General features: G+C 42.2%; 1 protein-coding gene. It reads right to left on the bottom strand.

What is annotated here, in order from left to right; translation table 11 throughout:
- Positions 1-116: 116 nt before the first annotated feature.
- Positions 117-628: type VI immunity family protein (locus tag ACLPIE_RS22555; protein ID WP_430263851.1), on the bottom strand; the 512-nt coding region annotated here is incomplete at its 5' end.

Below are 628 nucleotides of genomic sequence, written 5' to 3' on the forward strand. Positions count from 1 at the left end.
CCACATTCTTGAAACGGGTAACGAGTCTTATCGTTTTAAACACCGAGATTAAGATTATTTTTTTAGATATTAGGTGGAGTATTTTTCAATGATCATCGTGGTGGATTTTTTGAAGATCATTGACACCCTTGTTCAAAATAAGCTTCTTTTAGGCCACCTTTTTCACTGTGGTAGTAACCTGCTACTAATGCGGGTTCTCCTGCTGTAATCGGGGTGATTTTTAACGGCGCTCTGTCTAAACGGGAATACCAAGCTTTAGTAGCGGGAATATCAAAGTGACCGTAGCCACGAGTATGTAAGCTATCGTCAGGTACTAACCGAATAGGTCGAAGCAAATCATTCACCGCATAATAGCTTTCTGGCACAGAGGCTAATGAATCACAGAGTATGGGATATTCGCCAATTTGGATCACTAATGAATCGTGACTTTCAATGAGTTGGATTTCAGGGTAGGGGGATAATTTTTTACGCACCCATTCTATTCCACCAAGGCGTTGCAACAAATATGGCGAGATAATGGTGATCCAATTAACGCCGCGAACTGAGGTTCCAAATCGGCGCTTATCACCGTGGATCGTTGAGTTGACTGTCAATAATGGATACCGTTCTGCCAGCATTCGTTCTTGAG

The organism is Providencia sp. Me31A, from assembly GCF_050487165.1.
Lineage (GTDB): Bacteria > Pseudomonadota > Gammaproteobacteria > Enterobacterales > Enterobacteriaceae > Providencia.